The organism is Fictibacillus arsenicus, from assembly GCF_001642935.1.
GTDB classification, from domain to species: Bacteria; Bacillota; Bacilli; order Bacillales; family Fictibacillaceae; genus Fictibacillus; species Fictibacillus arsenicus_B.
On record NZ_CP016761.1, the window covers coordinates 1528880 to 1552215 of the forward strand.

The window sequence follows — 23336 nt, forward strand, 5'->3', positions numbered from 1 at the left end:
ATTGTTGCTATGAACTTTTTTTGTTGAGTACGCTTCTTTGACTAGTTGATTGGAGCGCAAGGTGTGAGACTCCTAACAGCGCAGAGCGCTAGGAGGCTCACCGCCCACCCCGCGGAAAGCGAGCATCCTGGAGCGGAAATCAACTACTTCCAATAGCAACTAAGTTAAAACGGGCGACCTTAATCATACAATTTTTCACGCAGAACTTTTCCTCGGAATATAGTTTAAAAAGAGGAAGGGAGAGGGCGGTTTGGTTGAGATCAAATCCGATAAACAAATAGAGAAAATGAAACATGCAGGAGCGATCCTTGCTGAATGTCATAAAGCTTTAAGCAAAATGGTTTTGCCAGGAATCACAACGTTAGAACTTGATCAATTTGTGGAGCGCTTTCTTCAAGAGAGAGGTGCAAAGCCTGCGCAAAAAGGATATATGGGTTATCCATTTGCAACGTGTTCATCTGTAAACAATGAGGTCTGCCATGGCCTTCCGAATAGAAGACCTTTAAAAAATGGAGATATAATTACCGTCGATTTTGTTGTGAATCATGATGGATGGCTTGCAGACTCAGCATGGTCATATGGAGTTGGGAAAATCGCACCAGAAGCACAAAGGTTAATGAAAGCAACTAGAAAAGCATTATATAAAGGGATCGAACAAGCACAAGTCGGCAACCGATTAGGAGATATAGGGAACGCGATCGAATCTTATGCTGACAGAAAAGGCTATTCTATTGTTAGAGAATTTATCGGACATGGTATTGGGCGAAAAATACATGAAGAACCTCAAGTTCATCATGTTGGGAACCGGAACACAGGAATTAAACTAAAAGAAGGTATGGTCATAACGATAGAGCCAATTTTCAATCAAGGGCTTCCTTATATCACGATGGGATCAGATGGATGGACGGCATTGACGTACGATGGAAGCTTATCTGCTCAATATGAACATACTGTTGCCATTACAAGAAATGGACCGATTATTTTAACTGAACAAGCTTAAAACTGGATTAGCCGCATATTCTTTATAAAAGGATTGCGGTAATTTTTTTTGATCTTATAATTATTTTTTAAAGTTACTTGACATAGACAAGTTACATATCGTAATATACTAACATAAAGTAAGTAAAATAAACTTAAGAAAGAGGGAATCATTATATGTTATCTTTAGGATTACTCATTATTCGTCTAGTAGTTGGTCTTGCTCTTGCAGCACATGGAGCGCAAAAGTTATTCGGCTGGTTTGGAGGCTATGGTTTAAAAGGAACAGGAGGCTGGCTGGAATCAATTGGAATAAAACCAGGCTACACGATGGCTCTAATAGCTGGTCTTGCGGAATTTGGCGGGGGATTGCTTTTTGCTGCAGGACTCTTTACAGAAATAGGGGCGGTCTTAATCGCAGCCACTATGCTTGTAGCCATCCTTAAAGTCCATTTACAAAACGGCTTTTGGGTGACAGCTAACGGATACGAATTCAATCTTGTACTCATTGCAGTAGTGGTTGGAGTTGCCTTAACAGGCGCCGGTACTTATTCGCTGGATTATTTATGGCTGAAATAGGGAAATAGAATAAAACTAGAGAGGAAACCATCTATTTAAGGTGGTTTTTTCTTTGTGAAAAGCGATATGCTATGAATAGGTTTAAAAAGCGTGATGTTGCATCATTTCTTTCATAGTCACACATGAAAAAATCACTTATAATGAATGAGTATTTTATAAGGAGGTGACGTTCCTTGTTTAAAGAGATGTCAGAGAATCAAATCTTATTGTATGTCATTAAAAACCTGAAAGAACTTAGAAAAAGAGAATTTCAGCTGCTTATTGATGAACTTCATCCTTACGACATTGCCAATGTATATAAGAACTTGCCTGAAAAGCACAGACATAAGTTTGTAACGTTTTTGACTACCAGACAGATTGCATCATTGATTCAAGAATTAGACAGTGACTTGCAGATGGAGATTCTGCACAAATTAGGCATCGAACGTTCATCTCATATCATGAACTTGATGGAAAACGATGACCTTGCTGACTTGCTTGGTAATTTGGATGTAAATGAAATTCAGGATTTCTTATCTTCAATGAAAGCGGATGAATCAAAAAGTGTTCAGAGTTTGATGCAATATGACTCTGATACTGCCGGCGGAATTATGACCAACCGATTTGTCTGGATTCCGAAAGTCTATACGGTTCGGGATGCGGTCGAAAAATTAAAAACATTCGCAGGTTTTGCTGAGAACATTTATTATCTCTATGTTATTGATGATGAAAAAAAACTGGTTGGGGTTGTTTCGTACAGAGACTTACTTCTGGCAGAAATGGATGAAAAGATTGAAGAGATCATGTACAGCAGGGTTATTGCTGTACCTGCCGAAACGGATCAGGAAGAAGTAGCCAGAACGATTGAGCGGTATGACTTTATTGCGGTTCCGGTTATTGATGATCAGGAACGATTGATCGGGATTGTAACCGTCGATGATGTTCTCGACGTCTTAATTGAAGAAGCGAATGAAGACATTGAAAAGCTATCAGCAACTGGTAAATCAATTGACTTTCAAACAAGTGCAATTGTAGCATCATATCGCCGCCTGCCTTGGCTGATCTTGTTGCTCTTTATTGGAATATTATCTGGAAGCATCATCAGTACATTTGAAGGCACCATTGAAAAAGCTGTTGCCTTGACCTATTTTATGCCCATGATTGCTGGAATGACGGGGAACACGGGTACACAGTCGCTTGCCGTTGTGGTTCGTGGATTAGTGTCCCATGATATTGACCGGGCAACGATCGTAAAGCTGATCATGCGTGAGTTTGGTGTAGGCTTTATTATAGGAATAACATGCGGGATTTTAATTGCGATTGTCGCTTTTTTATGGAAAGGCAACCTCATTTTAGGTCTTGTTGTAGGAAGTTCTTTATTTTTCACCTTAATTATAGGGACACTTGCCGGTACACTAATTCCCTTACTTCTGTATCGTTTTAAGGTAGATCCGGCTGTTGCATCAGGACCTCTGATTACAACGCTGAATGATATTTTCTCCTTATTTGTTTATTTTGGAACAGCAACAATGTTTTTATCTCATCTATTATAAAAGGTTAGTTAATAGGTACTATATTCATATACGTCTTTTGTGCAATAGAAACGGCTTAACTGAAATGCGATAATATTAAAAAACATGGTTTTTCCGGAATTGGTCAGCGGCGTAAGTCATTCGACTAATTTCGGTTTTTTTACGCTCTATTTTCTCTAGCACATTCACCACATTTTGGAGGAGAATGTCTGCTAAATAGCTATGTTATAATAAATTGACTGAATTTTTTATAAAAAGAGGTGGGAAAAGTGGGTTTGAATCGGGAGGCAACAGCAAGTAAATTTGTTTCGGCTATCATTTTAGCTGGGATCATTATTTGGATTTATAGTGCATTTTCTATCACGAAATATCCTGATCTGCTAATTTTTTCAACATTATTGCTGTTTCTATTTATTACAGAATACTTTCCGATTCCGATTTGGAAAGGACTTAGTGCTTTAAGCTTTCCTTTGCTATATACGATTGAACTTCTATATGGCTGGGGATTAACTGTTGTCGTATTTGGCGTAATGGTTTGTCTTGTTCATGCGTTGAATAAGCGTCCGCTTCGTATCGTTCTATTCAATCCAGCACAGCTACTAATCAGCTTTTTTGGTGCTGTTCTTGCTGCAGAATTTATTATTTTATTCTTAGAAGCTGGATTGAGCGCTTTCTGGTATGCAGAAGTAAGAATGATCCTGATCGCTGGAATGTACTATATTTTTAATAACCTTATCGTAGACGCTGTTTTACTGATTCGGCCCCAAACATACCCATTAAAAATATGGAAAACAAAAACGTTATCTGAAAGTCTTGTAACACTCTTTTCCATAGCTTATATTACCTTAATGTTCTTGTTAGGCAGCCAAAACCGTGGTGTGGTAGATGTATTCTCCTATATCTTTTTCTTTTCTCCGCTTGTGGCGATCGCACTTATCTCTTCATTTATTGCGAGGCTGCACCAAGAGAGAAACCGTTTAAAGGCTTTATACAAAATTAGTACAACCTTCAATGCTCATCTTCCATCGAAAGATTGGCTTCAGCAAGCGGAGCTCCCATTTTTAGAGTTTCTCGGAACTGATGCGGTGTTATTGTTTCTTAATGATGGACACTCATGGAAAAAAGCATATGAAAACGGCGTGATATCCGTTGAAAAAGAAATTTGTACTGATTTTATCAATCTGCTGGAATCTAATCCTTCCATGCATCTATTTAACAAAAAGAATGAGAACAACGTGTGGGGATTTTCTTTCTTTCCCGATTCCATTAAGTCTGTCATGCTTGCGCCGCTAATGGCGGAAGAAGAGATAACGGGGGTACTTATTACTGGCAGAACGAGATCGCATTCTTTTTCTGCAGTTGATACACAATCGATGGCAACTTTAGTAAACCAGCTGGCAGTTGCCTGGAAAACAAAATTGCTGATTTCTGAACGTGAAAAACGGGTTTTATTAGAAGAACGAAACCGTATTGCGCGTGAAATACATGATGGAATTGCACAGACACTGGCTGGGTCTGTCATGCAGCTTGAAACGGCGCAGCGTGTTTTTACCATGAAACCCGAAAGAACAAAACAATTGGTAGCAGTCAGTACAGAGAAACTGAGGGGGAGTTTGAAGGAACTCCGGGAGTCTATCTATGCATTAAGACCTTATCCAACTGAAAGAATTGGGCTTCACCAAGCAATTAAAGCGAAGATAAGTGCAGTAAAAGAAGAAGGACACCTCATTCAAATTCATTTTCAGGAGCGTGGAACTCCTAGCAGATTGAGTACAATGGTTGAAAAAGTGATCTTTGATATTTTTCAAGAAAGCCTTCAAAACGTCTTAAAGCATGCAAAAGCTACTAAGGTGAGCATCCTGCTAAGCTATTCAAATGATCAAGTAATTTTTAGGATTAAAGATGACGGTGTTGGATTTTCTCTTTATGAATCGATGATTAAAGCACGGCAAGAACCGCATTACGGCATACTAAACATGAATGAACAGTCAGATACTTTGGGGGCATCTCTTCATATTGATTCTGCCAAAGGAAAAGGAACAGAAATTAAACTTCAAATCCCTCAATTAGAAACAAAGGAGGCTCACATAACATGATTTCTATATTACTAGTAGATGACCATGCTATTTTAAGAGACGGATTAAAAAATATACTATCTTTTGAAGATGATATAAAAGTTATTGGAGAAGCGATCTCTGGTGAGGAAGCACTCAAACTAACAGAAGAATTGTCACCAGATGTGATCATTATGGATATTAATCTTCCAGGTATGAATGGAGTCGAAACAACAGCAGTTATTAAAGAAAAAAATCCTGATGCCAGGATACTCGTTTTAACGATGTACACACACGATGAGTATTTAATGTCTGCTTTAAAAGCAGGAGCCGATGGATATTTATTAAAAGATGCTCCTTCTGAACATGTTGTTGATGCGATAAATGCGGTTTACCGCGGCGAATCTATGATTACGCCGAGCATGACCAAGAAACTGGTAAATATTCACCTGCAGCAAACCCAAGTGAAGAAAGATGAATCCAACCTGACCGACAGGGAACAGGAAGTGCTGATTGGCCTAGTAGAAGGGCTGAGCAATAAAGAAATCGCAGAAAAGCTTTTTATCAGTGATAAAACAGTAAAAATCCACGTTAGTAAAATCTTTAAAAAACTAGAAGTTAAGAGCCGTTCCCAAGCCGTCATCTATGCGGTACAAAACCATCTCGTTTCTATGTAAACCAGTCCATAGGCTGGTTTATTTTTTTCGCTCTTTTCTAAAAGATTGTTGCAACTAAGAGATTTTGTCGAAATTCTTCATTGAATAGTTAATTGGAGCGAAAGGACGAGACTCCTGCAGGATGAGTGGACAGGTGAGACCACTCAATGTCGCGAGGCGGCGAGGGGGCTCACCGCACACCCTGCGGAAAGCGAGTCCTGTAGCGGAAATTAACCTCTTCACAAAAGCAACAAAGTTTACGAAAACATCCATTTTTTAATGAAAAAATTGTTGCATTTTTCCATCTTGAAGCTAAAATTAATAGAAACATATGAGAGGGGAACAGTCAGATGATTGTTAAAGCAGATCAGACGATGCATGAGAAAGTGATGAATTATTTGAGTGATGAACCAGCTCTTAATCTATTCATCATCGCAGATATTGAGAATTTTGGCTATGAAACTGATTTTCAGGATATCTGGATAGACCTTGATGAGGCAGGAGAAATACAAGGGATATTGCTCCGCTATATGGGGAACTATTTGCCATATGCAAAAGGAACCATTAACGCAAAAGATTTCTCAGAGATCATAAACAAAGATACGACATATGAGATGCTCTCAGGAAAAAAGGAGATTACTGAACAGTTCCGTCCTTATGTTAAGTTTGAACAAACAAAAGAAACCTATTTTGCTGAACTTAAAGATAATAGCTTGTTAAATAAAAACAGCAGCCGAGAGGGAATTCAGCAAGCCGGCCTTAAAGATGTGGATTCTTTAATAGAACTGAAACTGCAGATAAAAGAATTCACGATTAGAGCGACTGCAAGACAAAGTTTAGAGCAGGCTCTGAAAACAAAAACGGGACGTACCTATTTTATGAAGGAAGGTAATATTGTCGTTTCATGCGCCTCAACAACTGCAGAAAATTATCCGCTATGATCGTTGGTGTATGTTCACATCCCGAAAAAAGAAACCAAGGTCTTGCAACCCAATGCATGGAGGCACTTTGTCACGATGTTCTTTCAGAAGGAAAAGCACTTTGCCTTTTCTACGATAATCCAAAAGCAGGTTCTATCTATAAAAGACTTGGATTTAAAGATATTGGCATGTGGAGTATGAATTTTCCTGTTCATATGACTGTTCCAGAGAATAGTTCAACTGAAGAAACACTGATAAAATAAGACTGCTGTTTTCGTAAACTCTGTTGTTCTTGAAAGGGTTGATTTCCGCTCTAGGTACAATCAACTTGTCCAAGAAGAGACTAAAGTAACAATCTTTTAGAAAAAGCCAAAATAAAAAAGACGGCGGAGAAAATAATTCTCCTGCCGTCTTTTCTTTATGCGGATTGATCTTTTAATTCTTCTTTGCTTTCATTTGATGTTCTTAGCGGTATTTCTTTTAAGAAGAAGAACGTAAGCAGCAGGGCAGTTCCGATCACGAGTGCTCCTGTCAGGAAAACGCCATTTAAGGCATAGCTTAACGATTCTCGCAGTATCTCCATGACTTGTTTTAAGAAAACAACAGATTCTGGAGGCAAGTTGCTGAACTTTGCCATCACAGCTTCTTGATTCAACAGTACTTGAGGATTCGCCAGATCCTTAATTTGCTCACTCATCTCAGGAGTAACATTTGGAGTGGAAGCGATCAGTTTTTGAGAATTTTCGCTGAAGTGATCTGCCAGTGTGTTGTTCATTACACTTCCCATGATTGAAACACCGATTGTTCCTCCTAACTGACGGAACAACTGTACAGAGGAAGTGGAAACCCCTAAATATTTATGTTCAACTGCATTTTGAACGGTTAACGTAAAGATAGGGAACGTGATTCCAAGACCTGCTCCAACTAGAATCATATTTAGAGTAGCTGTCATATTCGTAGTTTCCGTATCCATGAAATGCATACTCGTCATTCCGCTTGCCATGATGAATAATCCCAGCATGGCAAGTTTTTTATATTTGCCGGTCTTTGTTACAATCTGGCCGCTGATCGTACTTCCGGCAACCATCGCAAGTGTCAGGGGCATCATAACAAATCCTGATTTTGTAGCTGACGTGCCCATTACGCCTTGGATAAAAAACGGCATATACATAATTGACCCAAACATTCCTGCACCTAAGAATAGTCCGATAATGTTTGAGATAGTAAAAACTTTATTTTTAAACATATCAAGCGGAAGAACAGGACTCTTGACACGTTTTTCTGTACGGATAAACAAAATGAATGCAACGATTGTTACCCCAAAAAGTCCTATGATCTCAGGCGATAGCCATTCATATTGATTTCCGGCCCATGTGAACGAAAGCAGAAGCGGAACTACTGTTATCGTTAAAAGCAGAGACCCGGTATAATCAATAGATTCCTTTTCTTTTCTTTGTACAGATGGAAAAAGTAAATAAATAGCCGCAAAAGCTACTAAACCGAACGGAAGAAAGATCCAGAACACCCAATGCCAATGAAAATGATCAACGATATAGCCGCCAAGGGTTGGTCCGAAAACGCTGGCCAATCCGAAAACACTGCTCATGATCCCTTGCCATTTACCGCGTTCACGTGGAGGGAAAAGGTCTCCTACAGCTGTAAAAGCTGTTGACATGATCATCCCTCCGCCAAATCCTTGAATACCCCGGTATAGAATAAGTTCAAGGATGCTGTCTGAAACACCGCAAAGCAGTGATCCGACAGTGAAAACTCCAATACCAATAAGTATAAAAGGCTTGCGGCCGTATATATCGGAGAGTTTTCCTACAAGTATAGCTGTAATGCTGGATGTTAACATGAAAATCGTAAATACCCAGCTGTAATATTCAATGCCGCCAAGATCGGCGATTATCCTTGGCAGTGAAGTTCCTACGATCGTTTGATTTAAAGCTGCAAAAAGCATGGCAGCCATAATAGAAATCATGATTATGATTTTCCGCCGGAGTTCAAGATGTTCCATAAATCTGCTTCCCCCTATTCATCTAGCAAATAATTAATAAAGTGAAGTATCTAACAAAAGCAAAACTGCCTATTAATCAAGCAGTTTTGTAGAAGCAGCTACCATGAGCTTCATTTCTTCTTCTGATAAATTAGTGAACTTTTTAGCTAAATACTCGTTTTTTATTTGATCCATTTCATCTGCAATTTTCTTGCCGTCTTCAGTAATTTCCAAGTAAACAATTCTGCGGTCAGAATCCGAACGTACACGCTGAATATAGTTCTTTCCAACAAGCCGGTCAGTAACAGCTGTTATATGGCTCGATGAAACCTTTAATTCATTGGCGATCTCAGAAGCCATTAGAGGACTGTTCTTGTGAAGAGTCTGCAGAACTGCAAATTCATTGCTGGGAATATAATCGGTATAAACTTCATTCAAACCTTTTCTGAGAGTCCGAAAAAGTCTTCGTAAACTCATTTCCAATTCGCGTTCTAAGTTATTTCTTGATTGGGACTGCTCGTTATTTTCCATATTAACACCCTTGCTTTTTGTTTCTTCTCTAAGTATATGATAATTTATATTTAATAAGAAAGAAAGTAAAAGGGTTAAGGGGAATACTAGATGAAGAATTCAACATTGTTTTTTGTGCTTCTTGGTTTTGGTTTTTTAGTAGGCATCGCCTATTGGATATGGGCAATTACAACTCAATCGCCGCCGGGCGGAATGTGAAAACAGCTCTTTTCTAAAAAGTTGTAGCTTCTGGTATTTTGTTACGTTTCTTCATTGACAAGTTGATTGGAGCGCAAGGTGCGAGACTCCTGAAGGCGCAAAGCGCCAGGATGCTCACCGCCCGCCCCGCGGAAAGCGAGCATCCTGGAGCGGAAATCAAACACTAACAAGAACACCGAAGAAACGCAAAAACTGTAAAAAAGTTGAGCCGTTATGGCTCTTTTTTTATGCAGAAAAACATTTATAAATGAAGGTTATTAATTTGGAGGTGTAACTTTGAAGGAGAAATACTTGATTACAAACCAGCATGTCAAAAAGGAACTTAAGCAGCGTCCAGGCGGAAACCGGACTCCTCGTTATGCAGTTGCTCATGATACAGGAAACCCAGGTTCAACAGCCAGGCAAAATTTTAACTATTTTAACAGCAAACCACTGGAGGCCTCTGCACATGTGTTTATTGACGATAAAGAAATTCTTGTAATCATTCCGCTGCATGAAAAGGCTTGGCATGTTCGTTCAAACGTTTCAGATGCGAATGATTGGGCGATTGGGGTAGAGCTATGCTATGGGTCTTCAATTGATTTCTCTGAAGCTTACAGCCGCTACGTTTGGTTTTTTGCTTATTTGTGTGAGAAATATCAATGGAATCCAGAGACCCATATAAAAGGACACTTTCAGCTTGATCCGAAGCGAAGAACAGACCCGTTAAATAGTTTTCATCAATATGATAAAAGTTTTCCTTTCTTTATTGAAGATGTTAAATATGAATTAAAAAAACACCTGGTTAATCTTGAAGAATTTAAAGATACAGCAACTGCACCGGGCAACCTATTTAAAGTGCAGATCGGGGCGTTTTCATCCAGGGAGAACGCACAAAAACTTGCAGCCAAAGCTAAGGCGGCTGGTTTTGCCGTTTACATTGAGCATATTTAAATCGTTTGTTTTTCTTTTTTCCACGTATAATACACCAGGCAGATTCCAGCTAAAACAAATAAAGGCTCTAGCACATTTGCTTCAGGCCCGCTCGTTACTCTATGCAGCTGAAAAATCCAATGAAACAGAATGTTATCTACAGTTAAAAACAATCCAATAGCAGCTAAGAATCCGTGAAAAAAAGAAGAATTATAACGTTTATAAATGAACAATAAAATTAACACTAATATAGTGATTCCGAAAAAAACAGCCCCTATGCGTTCACCCATACTTTCCGCCTTTAATTCCCAGGCAAAAGCGTATGTTGACCAATGAGACATTGCAAAAATCCCCAAAATAAATCCAAACCAAATTTTCATAGTACCTCCTTACTAGTAAAAGAACAAAATCCGACATCAAATTTAAAAAAACAGGTTTAACTTATGTATAATAATGGTATATAGATAAGTGGTATGCAATCATTTTTTATTTTTATAGGGGGATTATAGATAAGATGGAACGTCAATTACACGAATTGGGGCAAAAGATTCTTATACATAAATACGATCTTGCCAGAAAAATTGATGAAGTAAAAGCTGAACACGGTGAACCCGTATCTGAGCTTACTGATCATGTACTGCAGCTTCGGGGAGATTTATTTGGCTATTTTGGGAAATCGCTTTTTGAAGATTTGGCAGAAGTTGAACCTCTGTTTATAGAATGGGGAAAAAAGAGCGGGGAACTAGCAGTCCAATACGAAGTTCCTTTAGACATGGCATTAAAAAGCACCCGTTTCTTCCGGATTGTCTTATGGGATTTTATACGGAACGAGATTCAAACTGAAAGTTTTTCAATAGAGACGGTACTTAAAGCAGCTTCTGTCATTGACCCGCTATTAGATGAAACGGTTCATGCTTTCAGTGTGGCTTATGTTGAAAACAACAACAGAGTGCTAGGACTGGCACGTGAAGCGATTGAGGAGCTTTCTGTACCTGTTGTCAGATTAACAAGAACTGTTGCGGTCCTGCCGCTTGTTGGTACAATTGATACACACCGTTCTAAGTTAATCATGGAAACGTCTCTGCAGAAATGTACAGAATTGCAAGTTGAACACTTATTTATCGACTTATCAGGAGTACCTGTCATTGATACGATGGTCGCTCACAACCTGTTTAAGGTTATCAATTCGCTTAAGCTTTTAGGAGTAAAAGTTACATTGAGCGGAATGCGCCCAGAATTGGCGCAAACAGTTGTATCCTTAGGAATCAGCTTTGAAGGAATCTCAATATCAGGAAACCTTTATCAGGAGCTTGAAGCAATGGGAATCGCTCAGCAGCCGAAATAATCATATAATACCTGTCATTTTATGGGCAGGTATTTTTTTCTTGTATAAAAAGAACATTTGTTCGCATATAATAAAAAAAAGGAGGTTTTTTCATGACGAATTTGTTAATGAGATGCATCCAGGAAAGGGCAGCCATCGAGATGATTTATTTATCTGAGAAAGGTGTGATCAGCCATAGACTTATTACGCCATACTCGTTTGACGGAAAATTGATAACGGCCTATTGCGCAGTTCGCAAACAAATTAGAACATTCGAGCTGAAAAATATTTTATCTGTGCAATTCCGTTTTTTGCCTTCATAGAATGGAGGGATAGACATGCAATATGGAAACGAGGAAGAGCGCTCACTTATTGAAAAATATGTGATGTATCCAATTATGCTGGCCTTGTTTGACCGGGACTTGAAGGTAGTGAACCGTTCTCCGTTTAAACTGAAACAGCCTTACATTGCTTTATTGGAACAGATTATGAATCAGGTGAGCAAAGACCTTCATGACGTGCGCATCGAGCTTCGGAAGAGAAAAATAAAGGTTATGGATGGACGAAGAGATCATGATATTACTGAATATGAGATATTTATCCGGGGATATCGTGAAATTATGCGATTTCCGAACGTCCATTTAAAAAACAAAGCAGAAACCCTCATGCTGTCATATCTTCGAGTGGCATCAAAATAATGGCTCTTTCCTAAAGATTGTTGCTAAGGAGAGATTTTAAAAAATTCTTCGTTGAATAGTTAATTGGAGCGGAAGGGCGAGACTCCAGCAGGATGAGTGGGACAGGAGAGACCATTCAATGACGCAAAGCGGCGAATGGGCTCACCGCACACCCTGCGGAAAGCGAGTCCAAAGAGCGGAAATTGGCCTCTTTCAAAAAGTAACAAAGTTTACGAAAACAGCCTTGTTAAAGTTTCCTTTTTGACTCCATCTGTATACAATGAACGTAATGCACAATGATATCATTACTGAAGAATATCAGAAATTGAGGAAACACATGGAACACTTTATCCAGCTGACACGACAATTAAATAGAGAGATAATAATTGAAAGCCGGAACCCGTTTGATCCCGTATGTCCTGTAAATACACCTTTCCCTTGGAAGATACTTGGATGCGGCAATTATGCTGCGGTATTTTACCACCCTGACTATCCTTTATATGTTGTCAAAATCTACGGGAGAGATGAACATGGTCTTCTAGAAGAAAAGAAGGCTTATGAACGTTTAGGTGAACATCCGGGCTATTCCGTTTGCTATTATACAGAGAACAGGTTTTTGATTTTAAAGAGAATAGAAGGAATCACGCTTTATGATTGTGTTCATAAAGGTATCAGAATTCCCGAAAGTATCATCCGTGATATTGACAAGGCTTTGGAATATGCAGAAGAAAGAGGACTTTTCCCTAGTGATGTACATGGCAAGAACGTCATGATATCAAAAGGCAAAGGTATAATAGTTGATGTTTCTGACTTTTATAAGAAAGAACCTTGCCGCAAGTGGAAGGATCTACGAAAGGCTTATTTCAGCATTTATAAGCCTGTTTTTTACCGTTTTCCCATTCGAATTCCGTATTTTGTTTTGAATATGATCAGAATGGGGTATAGGTATTATCGAAAGTTAAAATTATCCATAAACAAGGGTAAAAAATAATGGTATTAAAGACCTATAAAAAACATTGGCACAATTTACCTATGTAGGATATAATATCTATAAACGAATAGGAAACCTTTGTTTAAAGGCAAACCAGTTGAAAAACTGGGACGCAAAGCTATGGGCCTAAAGTATGAACGAACATACAATGGCAGCCGGTTGCCAAAGGGGAACGGATAATTAATGTTTCTTAGCAAGAGGATTGAGTCTTTGAAGACAGAACGTAAATCACGGAAACAATGCACCTGCGATTACTCGGTGCAACTCGCAGTTTTCGTGCAACCTTCGCTCGTCACCAACGATGAGATCCGACGCTTAAAAACATTAAATTAATGTTTTAGAAGTTATCAAACATTAAAAGCCATTTCCCTTTATTTAAGGGTAATGGCTTTTTGTATGCAAATTTTTAAGATTTGAGGGGTTGCAATAATGGAAAACTTCCAACTAGAATTACGCACACTCAAAAAAAGCTTATTTAAGGAATTCATGAAGTCGATTCCAGCGATGATACATACACATAAAGAACACTTAAGTCAATTTGATGACTTCAGCTCATTTATGAACGGTTTTGTTGAACAATATGAAGAAATATTAGAGAAATTTTTGCGTGGAATCGTACATGCAGTATTTTTGAAGGAAGAACGTTTTCAGCATTTCTTGAAACAAGCTGAACAGAAAGCATTCCGCTCAGGGATCCATTTCTTAAGACACCAGCGAATTCCTCACCAAGCGCTAGCTTGTTTTTCTACAAGTATAAGAGAATCAGTTCTGCAAGAAATGAAAAGAGTAACCGTTTCCGACTCGCTTCCAGTGCAGCTATTTATGTTAGATCGCTGGAACATGGTAGCACATCGTACGATTACAGGTTTCTTAAGCGGATTTTCATCTCAGCAGTTTAAAGATTTAAAAGAGATCAGTATCCGTGATCCGCTTACTAATCTATATAATCGCCGTTATTTTTATGATTGTCTTGAAAAAGAAATTGGTAAAGCTCAAAAACAAGAGATGCCGATTACACTAGTTATGTTTGATATAAATAACTTCAAACAGATCAATGATGAGTATGGCCATCATGCTGGAGATGAGCTTTTACAGCAGATCGCGGAATTATCCAAGCGATTAAAACTTTTATCAGGTTTCCGGTTTGGGGGAGATGAATTTGTCTTCTTGCTGCCGGGAATAACAGAAGAGGACGCTTACAAACTGGTTGAAAAGATGGAAAGCCAGCTAATGGCATGGAACAAATCTATTTCATTAGCATACGGTGCGATCGAACTGTTAGGCGATGCATGTGAAAATATTGATTATTACCTGCAGCTTGCTGATGAACGGATGTACAGCAATAAAAGAGAAGTTAAAGCATAATATCAGAGACTTATTCCCGGTTCTTTTTACAATAGGGATCCTTTATATGACATCTACACAAATCGTCTTGAACGATTTCCTGAAAAGTCCTTCTATTACCTGATTTTTACTAGAGGCGGAATCCTTTTTGATTATATTGCTTATGTTTGGCTGATGCAGTTGACTGGAGGCTCGGAAAGTCCATTCATGCCTGTAGGTTATTTGATTGTTATTCATGCCGCTCTTTACTGGAGGTTAAGGTTCTTTTATCGTTGGAGGAGCCAGTTTTGCTGTTATTCTGTATTTCTTTTTAAGAGATGGAGGCTATCAGGACACAACAGAGTTTTTTCAGTTCTTTATGGATACGTCATTCTTATGGCTGATTGCCCTGTATGGAGGTGTAATTGCATCTAAAGAAAGACAGTATTATTTCGAGGAAAATATGTACTAGCTGCAATCTCTCCAGGATTATCTTACAGGGTTATTAAACCACAGAAAGTTCCAGGAGGATGTCTTAGAGAAAACGAAACAGAAAGCTCCTTTCGCGCTAGTCCTTTGTGAAATAGATTATTTTAAAGAGTTTAACGATAAACATGGACATGTTTTAGGTGACGAAGTCCTCAAACTCGTTGCCGCAGGATTCGAGCGGTATTTGCCAGCAAAAGAAGGTAAAGCTTATCGATATGGCGGAGAGGAATTTGCGTGGATCATGGAAACGGCAGTAGAATCAGAAGTTACAGAAACGATCCAGCAGATAAATACTCATCTGCAGATGTATCCGTATACACTTGAAGATGGAAAACTTCCTGTTACTTTAAATTATGGAATTGCTTTTTATCAAAAGGGAGAACGTCCGGCAGAAATTATACAGCGTGCAGATACGCTCCTTTATGGAGCAAAGGCAGCAGGGGGAAACACATTAAAATTTGATCATAAAAAAAATGAGGAAAAGCAGCTGATCATGTAGCTGTTTTTCTTTTTTAGTAAGGCTATTCTCTAAAAAATTGTTGCTTTTAGGTCATTTTTCATTTTCTTCATTGGGCAAGTTGATTGGAGAGCAAGGTGCGTGCCAACTACCTGATTACTCTTCTCGCAAGGCATGCGACGAGGAAGCCCGCTTCGATAGGATTTCTAGCAGACGCAGGAGCACACATGCTTCCTTGAATATAACACCCCACAGGCTTATATACCGAGGAGGCTCACCGCACACCCCGCGGAAAGCGAGCAACCTGGAGCGGAAATCAACCACTTTCAAGAGCTACAAAGTTTAGGGTACAGTCTTATTTTCTAGCAGGAATCCTTTAAATACCAGTCATATTTCCTTCGTTTTGAGTATACTAGCCTTTGCCCTGCTGGTAGATTGTGAGATAATAAAAGCAGAATTTGTGTTCGGAACAGGGGATGAAAATATGAGTTTGCAATTTATTTTGGGACGATCCGGCAGCGGAAAGTCCCACTCTGTCTTTCAAGAGATACGTGAAAAACTTGCAGAGGACCCGATGGGGAGTCCCATTATCTACTTAGTGCCAGATCAGATGACCTTTCAATCTGAGTATAAGCTTGCATCAACTCCCGGATTAAATGGGATGATTCGTGCCCAAGTTTATAGTTTTTCACGTTTGGCTTGGCGCGTTCTTGGTGAAACAGGCGGGATGACAAGAATGCACATCACAAGCACTGGTGTGAGAATGATGCTCCGCAAAATTATTGAGAGTAAAAAAGAAGAACTGAAAATATTTAAAAAAGCTTCTGAACAGAGCGGTTTTTATGAATTGCTCGAGCTTATGACAACAGAATTAAAGCGGTATTGTGTATCCTCAGAAGATCTTTCCTGGAATGCAGAAACGCTGCTTTCACTTGGTCAAAAAGAAAATAACAAAAAAGTTCTTAAAGACAAGCTGTCTGACTTAAGCATCATTTCAGGCGCTCTTGAAAAAGCTCTTGCTGGAAAATACTTAGACTCTGAAGATTATTTAAAACTCCTGCAGGAGAAAATACCTTATTCAAATACGATAAAGGATTGCGAGATTTACATAGACGGTTTCCATTCTTTTACACCGCAAGAACTTGAAGCAGCTGCTGGTCTCATGGCACATGCAAAGAAAGTGACGATTGCTCTGACTTCCGAGGAATCATATCGTACGGACACTGATCCGCATGAACTGGATCTCTTTTATATGACAAAGAAGACAGCACAAGTTCTCACACAAAAAGCGAAAGAGCTGAATGTGGAGATAGAAGAGCCAATCGTGCTCTCTCATATGCCAAAATTTATTTCTCCTGCGATTGCCCATATTGAAAAACAATATGATGCGAGACCTGCGATCAGCTATTCGAACCCAGAGGGGATACACTTAGCAGCTGGGGTCAATTTAAGATCAGAGGTTGAAGGTGCAGCGAGAAAAATTATTGAACTTGTCCGTGATGAAGGGTACAGATACCGGGATATTGCTGTAACGGTAAGAAATGCGGGCAGTTATCAGCCTCTTATTGAAACAGTATTTGCCGATTATGGGATACCTGTTTTTCTAGACCAAAAAAAATCGATGCTTCATCATCCGCTCATTGAACTGATCCGGTCTTCACTGGATGTTGTTTTAAAGAATTGGCGGTATGAAGCTGTATTTCGTGCTGTGAAAACGGATATGCTTTATCCGCTTGATGAGATGAGAAAAACAACATCAGAGATTAGAAGATGCATGGACGACCTGGAAAACTATGTATTGGCTCTCGGTATTCAAGGCAGCAGATGGACAGATTCAAAACCTTGGAAGTATAAGAGATTCAGAGGATTTGAAGCTGATGATTTCGGAAAAACGAGCCGGGATGATGAAAAAGAACAGCTGATCAATGATCTTAGAGATATGATCGTGTCACCGATGAAAAGACTTTCTAGAGATTTATCTAAGAGCATAACCGTAGCAGATTTTTGTACATCACTTTATAAATATTTAGAAGACCTCTCCGTTCCTATGAAACTAGAACGCTTAAGGCTTCATGCTGAATCTGAAGGGAAGCTTAGAGCTGCACGTGAGCATGGACAGGTGTGGAATGCAGTGCTTGGCCTTTTAGATGAAATGGTAGAGCTGACCGGAAGCGAGAAGCTTTCCAAAGAAACATGGATGCAGATGCTTGAGACGGGTCTTGAAAGTATGAAGTTTGCTCTTGTTCCGCCATCACTGGATCAGGTTCTGGCAGGAACTTTGGAGCGTTCACGCTTTACAGATGTGAAAGTTAACTTTTTATTAGGGGTTAACGATGGAATCATACCGCTTAAACCAAAAGATGATGGTCTGTTATCTGAAGACGAAAGAGAAGCACTTGAAAGAAACGGTGTTGTGCTGGCACCTTCAGCAAGAAGAAAGCTGCTGGACGAACAATTTATGATCTACCTGGCATTAACGAACGGCAGTGACCGGTTGTTCGTATCGTATGCGCTGGCTGATGAAGAAGGAAAAACATTGCAGCCATCAATGGTCATTCAAAGGATGCGGGATCTATTCCCTGATCTAAAAGAGCATCTATATCAAAATGAACCTGGTGTTAAAGAAGATTTATCTTTTGTTCAGCATCCTGTGAAGAGTGTGTCCTATTTAAGTGCACAGCTTCGCGAATGGAAAAAGGGATATCCGATCTCGCCTGTTTGGTGGGATGTCTATAATTGGATCATTACCGATGATCAGTACGACCACTATGCAAAAAAAGCGATATCGAGTTTGTTTTACTTTAACCGTGAAGCACCTTTAAGCCCTTCCGTATCAAAGGATCTTTATGGAGAAAGCATCTTAACGAGTATTTCCCGCATGGAGTTATTTCAATCTTGTCCGTTTTCACAGTTTATGTCATATGGATTGAAACTGCGGGAGCGTCAGATGTACAAACTGGAAGCTCCTGATATCGGACAGCTGTTCCATGCTGCTTTAAAACAGATGAATGATGCGTTGCAGCAGAGGAGAGTCCAGTGGAGCGATCTGTCAAAAGGAGATTGTTACCGTATGGCAGGAGATATCGTTGATCTCTTGGCTCCTAAGCTTCAGCATGAGATTCTGCTAAGCTCCAATCGCCACCTTTATATTAAGAAAAAGTTGAAAGAAGTTGTTGGCAAGGCTTCGCATATTTTAAGCGAGCATGCAAAGGCAAGCGGATTTACTCCAGCAGGTCTTGAACTTGCATTTGGCACAGGCGGAACGCTGCCTCCTTTAGTCTACAAGCTGCCTAACGGCACAACGATGGAGGTAGTCGGACGTATTGACCGAGTGGATACTGCCGCTAGTTCAAAAGGTCTCTTAATGCGTGTTATCGACTATAAATCGAGTTCAACAGGATTAAATCTTGCTGAGCTGTATCATGGCATCGCTCTTCAGATGCTCACATATCTGGATGTAGCAGTAGAACATTCAGGGAAATGGCTGGGACAAGAATCGATTCCTGCCGGTGTGCTTTATTTCCATGTTCATAACCCTCTTTTAAATCAAAAGAAGCTATTGACTGCTGAGGAGATAGAAAAAGAAGTGCTGAAGAAATTCAAGATGAAAGGTCTTGTTTTAGCAGAGGAAGAAGCCGTGCAATTAATGGACAGCACGATGGATAAGCGTTCTAACATTATTCCTGTTGCACTTACGAATAATGGATTCCATAAGTCCCACTCGTCTGTGGCTTCGGCATCTAATTTTGAAACGATGAGACATCACGCACGAAAAATGGCTGTAAGCTCCGGAACAGGTATTACGGACGGAGTGATTGACATATCGCCTTATGAAATGAAAAAGAAGGTGCCTTGCACGTTCTGTTCATATAAACCAGTATGTCAGTTTGATCAGACATTTGAAGAAAATCAATACCGTCAGCTGAAACTAGAAAAAGATGAAATCATTTTAGAAAAAATGCAGGAGGAAGGAGGCAGCCGCGTTTGAAAACATTAATTCCAAAACCCGAAGGATCAACTTGGACTGATGAACAATGGCAAGCAATCCAGGCACGAGGAGAAAATATACTCGTTGCAGCAGCGGCCGGTTCAGGAAAAACAGCCGTTCTTGTTGAAAGAATTATTACGATGATAAGAGAGCGGTCTGCAGATGTTGACAGATTGCTCATCGTTACATTTACAAATGCTGCAGCTGCAGAAATGCGCAAACGTATTGGGGAAGCCATCGATAAAGAGCTGACTCATCATCCTTCTTCGCTGCATCTTAGAAGACAATTAAATTTATTGAACAAAGCTTCCATCTCTACACTCCATTCTTTTTGTATTGAAGTTTTAAGAAAGTATTATTATGAAACAGATCTTGATCCAGGGTTCAGGGTAGCAGAAGAAACAGAAGCTGAACTTATCCGTCAGGAAGTGATCGAGGAGCTTTTTGAAGAAGAGTACAGCAAAGGAGAAGAACATATTTTTTATCAGGTGGTTGATGCCTATAGCTCAGATCGGAATGATATGGATCTTCAGAAGCTTGTTCTTTCACTCTATGATTTTGCAAGGAGCCATCCAGACCCTGAAGGCTGGCTCGATCAAATGGCTGATACTTACGAGATCAATGCTTCGTCCATCGATGACCTTCCTTGGACAAAAGAACTTCTTGCGGATATTTCCCTGCAATTAGAAGGACTGCAAGCTATGGCCGTTCGTGCGCGTGATCTGGCAGAAGTCCCGGGAGGACCCCTTCCTTATGCAGCGACACTGGAAGAAGACTTGGACTTTTTAAAGTCTCTGAATCGTGTGAAAGAGAGTTGGAGCGAATTATATGAGGTTTTCCAAACCTATGAACCTCCAAAGCTAAAAGCGGTCAGAGGAAAAGATGTTGATGAAGAACTAAAGAATAAAGTAAAAGCAATGAGAGATACCATTAAAAAGAAAATGGGCAGTTTGAAAGAAGAATTCTTTGAACGACATCCTGATTCCTATGTTGCACATATAGAAGAGATGGCACCGATCGTAAGAGAGCTGTCATCTCTTGTAAAAGCATTCGGCCGCAGATATTCATTGGCAAAGCGCGAAAAATCACTCGTCGATTTTGGAGATCTTGAGCATTATTGCCTGCAGGTATTAAAAGGTGAAGGTTCAACAATGGAAAATCCGGTTCCTTCTGATGCAGCAACTGAATACCGTGAGCGGTTTGTCGAAGTTTTAGTAGATGAATATCAAGATACAAACTTTGTTCAGGAATCCATTGTCCGTCTCGTTTCAAAGGACTCGGATTCAGGAAACATGTTCATGGTTGGAGATGTGAAACAGTCTATCTACCGTTTCAGGCTTGCTGAACCGCTTCTCTTTTTATCAAAGTATAAGCAGTTCACAAAAGAAGGCGGGAATGGACTCCGAATCGATCTTGCCAAAAATTTCAGAAGCCGAAACGGAGTACTTCAGGCTACGAACTATTTGTTCAGGCAGATTATGAACGAAACAGTCGGAGAGATTGAATACAGTGAAGATGCTGAACTTAAATTAGGAGCAGATTATTACCCGGATCAGCCGGGGAATGAACCTGAACTGATTTTGATTAATAAAAGCCAGCCTGTTGTTGATGAGGAAGGTCTTGAGAGCGGTGAACTGGAAAAGTCAGACCTTGAGACTGTTCAGCTGGAAGCGCGTGTGATCGCTGAAAGAATAAAAGAAATAGTCGGGACAACAGGGAATTCTCCTCATCTTGTTTTTGATAAAAAAACAAAGATGATGCGTCTAGCAAAGTACAAAGACATTGTCATGCTTTTTAGAGCAACCTCACAATGGGCGCCTGTTATATTAGAAGAATTTAAACAGCAGGGAATTCCTGCACATGCGGAACTTTCAACTGGATATTTTGACGTGACGGAAATCCATGTGATGATGTCACTTCTGAAAGTAATCGATAATCCTCTTCAAGATATCCCGCTTGCAGCAGTTCTCCGATCTCCGATTGTAGGTCTGACAGGTGAAGAGCTTGCGATCGTCCGGCTCATTCAAAAAAAGGACAGCTATCTTGGAGCAGTCGAGCTATACAGCCAAGAAGGAGATAATTCAGAGATCAAAGAGAAGGTTTCACTATTCTTAAAACAGCTCGAATCATGGCGTCATCAGGCTCGTCAAGGTTCACTGGCAGATCTGATCTGGGACATTTATAGAGAAACAGGTTACTTTGATTATGTTGGCGGTCTTGCTGGAGGTAAACAAAGACAAGCAAACTTAAGGGCGTTATACGACCGTGCAAAAATGTATGAAAGCACATCTTTCCGCGGGCTGTTTCGTTTTCTTCGTTTTATCGAAAGGATGCAGGAACGCGGCAAAGATCTTGGAGCAGCAAGAGCGCTCGGTGAACAAGAAGACGTTGTGCGCATTATGACCATTCATAAAAGTAAAGGTCTCGAATTTCCGATCGTTTTTGTTGGCGGCTTAAACAAGCAGTTCAACACGAGAGACCTGAAAGAAAAAGTGCTGCTTCATAAAGAGCTTGGTCTCGGAACGCAATATATTAATCCGGTATACCGTGTAACCTATCCGACACTTCCCCGATTAGCGATAATCGGCAGAAAAAAGATGGAGCTTATCGCCGAAGAAATGCGTGTCCTTTATGTAGCACTGACACGTGCGAAGGAAAAATTGTATCTGGTCGGAACAGTGAATGACATCGAAAAATCGGTTGAAAGCTGGAGTGATTCTCTTTATGAAGAGAGCTGGCTGCTTCCGGACCATGAACGTGCGGGAGTGAAAAGTTATCTGGATTGGATCGGGCGTGCGGTTATCCGGCATAAAAATGCGGGCCCTCTATTATCTGTTCTAGGTACTGGTGAACGAGGAAGAGGAGAAGTTTTCATAGATGAAACAGATTGGAAGATTACGATCCTTCCAGCGAGTGATTATGAAGAACTTGAAATGGCACAAGAGCAGAAACAAGAAGAGCTCCTTTTAAAACTGCAAAAATTCGAGCCGGTGGACATTGCTAGTGATTCGAAAGATGAGATCAGCCATCGTCTAGAGTGGCAATATCAACATAAGTCTTCAACTGCAACGCGTTCTAAGCAATCAGTTACAGAGTTAAAAAAGCAATTTCAAACAGCAGATGAATACAGCAGTACGGATCTAGTAAAAGCGGCACAGCCTGCAATTCATGAACGTCCTCGATTCATGCAGGAATCTCAGTTGAATGCCGCTGAAGCCGGTACAGCTATGCATATGGTTATGCAGCATGTAGATTTTACGAAATCTCAAACTCTTGAAGACTTGCAGGAACAGCTTGCAACAATGGAGGCTAGAGAGCTTCTGACTGGTGAACAAGCCCGTTATATACAGTTAGATCAAATAAAAGAATTTATAGATGGACCACTCGGACAAAGAATCATAGACAACGGCAGTTTTCAGAGGGAGATTCCCTTTAGCATGGCTCTTCCCCTCTCGGAAATTAAAGAGAACTGGAGCGGGGAAGAGGAGCATGTTCTCGTTCAGGGTGTAATTGACTGTTTAGTTGAAGAAGATGATGGATTTATCTTGATCGACTATAAGACAGATAAAATCAAGAATCGCTTTACGAATGGGTTTTCCGGTGCAAAAGAAACGTTTTTAAATAGATATGAGATGCAGCTGACGTTGTACGCAAAAGCAATAGAAAGAATCTTAAAGAAACCGGTAAAAGAGAGTTATCTCTACTTTTTTGACGGTGGACACATTCTGCAAGTGAAATAGGGGGGATAC

Annotated in this window: 19 protein-coding genes and 1 riboswitch; of the genes, 16 read left to right on the plus strand and 3 right to left on the minus strand. The window is 39.9% G+C overall.

What is annotated here, in order from left to right:
• Positions 1 to 250: 250 nt before the first annotated feature.
• From map to ABE41_RS08135, 7 genes are all read left to right on the plus strand, one after another.
• Positions 251 to 1000 (plus strand): type I methionyl aminopeptidase, encoded by a 750-nt coding sequence (gene map / locus ABE41_RS08105; RefSeq protein WP_066288608.1) that lies wholly within the window; start codon positions 251 to 253, stop codon positions 998 to 1000.
• A gap of 155 nt (positions 1001 to 1155) precedes the next feature.
• On the plus strand, positions 1156 to 1557 hold the full coding sequence (locus ABE41_RS08110) for a DoxX family protein (RefSeq protein ID WP_066288611.1): 402 nt from the start codon (positions 1156 to 1158) through the stop codon (positions 1555 to 1557).
• Positions 1558 to 1730: 173 nt separating this feature from the next.
• Complete coding sequence (gene mgtE, locus ABE41_RS08115; RefSeq protein WP_172827341.1) at positions 1731 to 3089, plus strand: magnesium transporter; 1359 nt, start codon at positions 1731 to 1733, stop codon at positions 3087 to 3089.
• Between the two features lie 248 nt (positions 3090 to 3337).
• The gene (locus ABE41_RS08120; RefSeq protein ID WP_083207731.1) at positions 3338 to 5164 is read left to right on the plus strand and encodes a GAF domain-containing sensor histidine kinase; all 1827 of its coding nucleotides are present in this window, start codon (positions 3338 to 3340) and stop codon (positions 5162 to 5164) included.
• Positions 5161 to 5799, plus strand: a complete 639-nt coding sequence (locus tag ABE41_RS08125) for a response regulator (protein ID WP_066288615.1) — start codon at positions 5161 to 5163, stop codon at positions 5797 to 5799. The genes ABE41_RS08120 and ABE41_RS08125 overlap by 4 nt, the downstream gene beginning before the upstream one ends.
• Before the next feature lie 329 nt (positions 5800 to 6128).
• Complete coding sequence (locus ABE41_RS08130; protein WP_066288618.1) at positions 6129 to 6719, plus strand: hypothetical protein; 591 nt, start codon at positions 6129 to 6131, stop codon at positions 6717 to 6719.
• Positions 6716 to 6961 (plus strand): GNAT family N-acetyltransferase, encoded by a 246-nt coding sequence (locus ABE41_RS08135; RefSeq protein ID WP_066288619.1) that lies wholly within the window; start codon positions 6716 to 6718, stop codon positions 6959 to 6961. The genes ABE41_RS08130 and ABE41_RS08135 overlap by 4 nt, the downstream gene beginning before the upstream one ends.
• Positions 6962 to 7116: 155 nt before the next feature.
• On the opposite strand, the gene ABE41_RS08140 is transcribed toward ABE41_RS08135, so the two are convergent.
• Positions 7117 to 8718 carry an MDR family MFS transporter gene (locus tag ABE41_RS08140; protein WP_066288620.1) on the minus strand — a complete coding sequence of 534 codons (1602 nt, stop codon included), beginning with the start codon at positions 8716 to 8718 and terminating at the stop codon, positions 7117 to 7119.
• 72 nt (positions 8719 to 8790) lie between these two features.
• Positions 8791 to 9228 (minus strand): MarR family winged helix-turn-helix transcriptional regulator, encoded by a 438-nt coding sequence (locus tag ABE41_RS08145; RefSeq protein ID WP_066288622.1) that lies wholly within the window; start codon positions 9226 to 9228, stop codon positions 8791 to 8793.
• Between the two features lie 474 nt (positions 9229 to 9702).
• Between ABE41_RS08145 and ABE41_RS08150 the strand changes: the two genes are divergently transcribed.
• Positions 9703 to 10359, plus strand: coding sequence for a peptidoglycan recognition protein family protein (locus tag ABE41_RS08150; RefSeq protein ID WP_066288625.1), 657 nt, complete (start codon positions 9703 to 9705; stop codon positions 10357 to 10359).
• Here the strand turns inward: ABE41_RS08150 and ABE41_RS08155 are convergent.
• Positions 10356 to 10718: a DUF2243 domain-containing protein gene (locus tag ABE41_RS08155; RefSeq protein WP_066288631.1), complete on the minus strand. Its 363-nt coding sequence runs from the start codon at positions 10716 to 10718 to the stop codon at positions 10356 to 10358. The genes ABE41_RS08150 and ABE41_RS08155 overlap by 4 nt on opposite strands.
• A 134-nt stretch (positions 10719 to 10852) precedes the next feature.
• Here ABE41_RS08155 and ABE41_RS08160 point away from each other — a divergent pair, with 134 nt between their 5' ends.
• The 8 genes from ABE41_RS08160 (at position 10853) to addA (ending at position 23327) form a co-directional block, all read left to right on the plus strand.
• Positions 10853 to 11683 carry an STAS domain-containing protein gene (locus ABE41_RS08160; RefSeq protein ID WP_066288637.1) on the plus strand — a complete coding sequence of 277 codons (831 nt, stop codon included), beginning with the start codon at positions 10853 to 10855 and terminating at the stop codon, positions 11681 to 11683.
• A gap of 92 nt (positions 11684 to 11775) precedes the next feature.
• Positions 11776 to 11985, plus strand: a complete 210-nt coding sequence (locus tag ABE41_RS08165) for a WYL domain-containing protein (RefSeq protein WP_066288638.1) — start codon at positions 11776 to 11778, stop codon at positions 11983 to 11985.
• A gap of 15 nt (positions 11986 to 12000) precedes the next feature.
• Positions 12001 to 12360 (plus strand): YhjD family protein, encoded by a 360-nt coding sequence (locus ABE41_RS08170; RefSeq protein ID WP_066288639.1) that lies wholly within the window; start codon positions 12001 to 12003, stop codon positions 12358 to 12360.
• Between the two features lie 316 nt (positions 12361 to 12676).
• Positions 12677 to 13330: a serine/threonine-protein kinase gene (locus tag ABE41_RS08175; protein WP_156774252.1), complete on the plus strand. Its 654-nt coding sequence runs from the start codon at positions 12677 to 12679 to the stop codon at positions 13328 to 13330.
• Between the two features lie 77 nt (positions 13331 to 13407).
• Positions 13408 to 13497: riboswitch (cyclic di-GMP riboswitch) on the plus strand.
• A gap of 262 nt (positions 13498 to 13759) precedes the next feature.
• Positions 13760 to 14695, plus strand: a complete 936-nt coding sequence (locus tag ABE41_RS08180) for a GGDEF domain-containing protein (protein ID WP_066288640.1) — start codon at positions 13760 to 13762, stop codon at positions 14693 to 14695.
• 430 nt (positions 14696 to 15125) lie between these two features.
• Positions 15126 to 15641: a GGDEF domain-containing protein gene (locus ABE41_RS20615; RefSeq protein WP_083207733.1), complete on the plus strand. Its 516-nt coding sequence runs from the start codon at positions 15126 to 15128 to the stop codon at positions 15639 to 15641.
• A 442-nt stretch (positions 15642 to 16083) separates the two neighbouring features.
• The gene (gene addB, locus ABE41_RS08190; RefSeq protein ID WP_066288645.1) at positions 16084 to 19587 is read left to right on the plus strand and encodes a helicase-exonuclease AddAB subunit AddB; all 3504 of its coding nucleotides are present in this window, start codon (positions 16084 to 16086) and stop codon (positions 19585 to 19587) included.
• Positions 19584 to 23327, plus strand: coding sequence for a helicase-exonuclease AddAB subunit AddA (addA, locus tag ABE41_RS08195; protein WP_066288648.1), 3744 nt, complete (start codon positions 19584 to 19586; stop codon positions 23325 to 23327). The genes addB and addA overlap by 4 nt, the downstream gene beginning before the upstream one ends.
• Positions 23328 to 23336 lie beyond the last annotated feature (9 nt).

Coding starts and splice junctions, on each gene's coding strand:
- ABE41_RS08110 (WP_066288611.1), top strand. CDS start 1,156: ATGTTATCTTTAGGATTACTCATTATTCGTCTAGTAGTTGGTCTTGCT.
- ABE41_RS08125 (WP_066288615.1), top strand. CDS start 5,161: ATGATTTCTATATTACTAGTAGATGACCATGCTATTTTAAGAGACGGA.
- ABE41_RS08130 (WP_066288618.1), top strand. CDS start 6,129: ATGATTGTTAAAGCAGATCAGACGATGCATGAGAAAGTGATGAATTAT.
- ABE41_RS08135 (WP_066288619.1), top strand. CDS start 6,716: ATGATCGTTGGTGTATGTTCACATCCCGAAAAAAGAAACCAAGGTCTT.
- ABE41_RS08140 (WP_066288620.1), bottom strand. CDS start 8,718: ATGGAACATCTTGAACTCCGGCGGAAAATCATAATCATGATTTCTATT.
- ABE41_RS08145 (WP_066288622.1), bottom strand. CDS start 9,228: ATGGAAAATAACGAGCAGTCCCAATCAAGAAATAACTTAGAACGCGAA.
- ABE41_RS08155 (WP_066288631.1), bottom strand. CDS start 10,718: ATGAAAATTTGGTTTGGATTTATTTTGGGGATTTTTGCAATGTCTCAT.
- ABE41_RS08160 (WP_066288637.1), top strand. CDS start 10,853: ATGGAACGTCAATTACACGAATTGGGGCAAAAGATTCTTATACATAAA.
- ABE41_RS08165 (WP_066288638.1), top strand. CDS start 11,776: ATGACGAATTTGTTAATGAGATGCATCCAGGAAAGGGCAGCCATCGAG.
- ABE41_RS08170 (WP_066288639.1), top strand. CDS start 12,001: ATGCAATATGGAAACGAGGAAGAGCGCTCACTTATTGAAAAATATGTG.
- ABE41_RS08175 (WP_156774252.1), top strand. CDS start 12,677: ATGGAACACTTTATCCAGCTGACACGACAATTAAATAGAGAGATAATA.
- ABE41_RS08180 (WP_066288640.1), top strand. CDS start 13,760: ATGGAAAACTTCCAACTAGAATTACGCACACTCAAAAAAAGCTTATTT.
- addB (WP_066288645.1), top strand. CDS start 16,084: ATGAGTTTGCAATTTATTTTGGGACGATCCGGCAGCGGAAAGTCCCAC.